1 pseudogene is annotated in these 1,727 nt (G+C 62.7%); it reads left to right on the top strand.

The window, feature by feature from the left end:
• Positions 1–111: 111 nt before the first annotated feature.
• Positions 112–1,727 (top strand): annotated as a pseudogene (locus ACFYW8_RS44415) (RHS repeat protein); the annotation flags it as partial.

Raw genomic sequence — 1,727 nt, 5'->3', positions numbered from 1 at the left:
GGTAATTTCGCCACCCGGGAATATGACGACCGCGGCAATCAGACCGCAGCCGTGGACGAGACCGGCAGGCGTACCACATACGGATACGACGGTGAGAACCGCCTCTCATCCGTGACGACCCCTCGCGGCAATATCACCGGAACTGACCCGGCGAAGTACACGACCACGTACGGCTATGACGGCAACGGCAATCTGAAAAAGACGGTCGATCCCACCGGAGCCCTGACAGTCACCAAGTACGACGCCTTCGATCAGCCGTATCAACTGACCGACCCCATGGGCAGCACCACCACAACAAAGTATGACGGCAACGGCAATCCAACTGAGGTCACCGACCCCCTCAACAAGAAGACGACGTACACCTACACAGCGGCCGACCTCGTCGAAACGGTCACCAACCCACTGAGCAAGACCACGACATACGGTTACGACAAGGACGGCAACCAGACCTCGCTGACCACCCCCCTCGGCCGCAAGACGACGTGGACCTACGACCATGACGGACGGCTCACCAGCGAAACCGACCCCCGTGGTTACGTGGCAGGCGCCGACCCCGAGTCGTACACCACCCACTACCGCTACCCGGAGGCCGACGGAAAGACCACCGTCACGGATCCTCTGGGCAACACCGAGACCACGGAATACGACAGCCGGGGCCTGATCAGCGGATACGTCGATGCCAACCAGCATCAAACGGGATACGGATATGACGATATTGGCCGACTGAAGATGGTCACCGCCGCGGACGGCGGCGTCACGACGTACACATACGACACTGCTGGCAACGTCAAGACACGTACCGACGACAACCAGCACACCACCACTTACGACTACGACGCCGCGCACCGACTGAAGGCGGTCACCGATCCGCTCAGTCACGCCCTCAGCTACGGCTACGATCCGGACGGGAACCGAGAGAAGGTCACCAACGCTCGCGGCACGGTGGCGACCACCACCTACAACGCCATCAACCTGCCCAACTCCACGGTGTACTCCGACGGCACCCCGAGCGTTTCCTTCACCTACAACGCAGATGCCACACGGAAGACCATCACCGACGCCACAGGCACCCGCACGCTCGACTACTACGCGGGAGGCCGCCTGAAATCGGTCATCGCGCAGGGCCAGGCCAAGGGCTTCAGTTACACCTATGACGACGCGGGCCAACTCACCGGGCGTACCTATCCCGACGGGCGGGCCACGACCTTCACGTATAACTCCGACGGCGACAGGGACTCCAGCACGACCGACGGGCTGAAAACCACCTACGGCTACACCCCTGCCCGCCAGCTCTCAAGTGTCACGCTCCCCACCGCCAACGGCTACCAGGAGACCCGGTCCTACGACCGAGCCGGCCGGATGACCGACATCGGCAGTACCAAGGGCACCAGTGTTCTTTCCTCCTGGCATCAGGAGCTCGACCCCACCGGACAGCCCTGGCGCCTTGATGCGACCCGCGGAAGCAGCGCCAAGTCCACGTACTACACCTACGACAAGACCGGCCGCCTGCTCACTGAATGCACCTCCGCCACGAAAGCCGCAGCATGCCCCGCCGGTGAGGCCACGGACATCTACACCTACGACAAGGTCGGAAACCGGGCCACCCGGACCTCTGCCAGCGGCACAACCACCACATACAGCTATGACGCTGCCGACCGTCTCACCCAGACGAGTGCCGGCTCATCCGCCACCGGATACGACTACGACGCGGACGGCAACCAGATCAA

The organism is Streptomyces sp. NPDC002742 (assembly GCF_042888885.1).
Lineage (GTDB): Bacteria > Actinomycetota > Actinomycetes > Streptomycetales > Streptomycetaceae > Streptomyces.
This window is presented reverse-complemented; position numbering and strand designations above follow the sequence as displayed.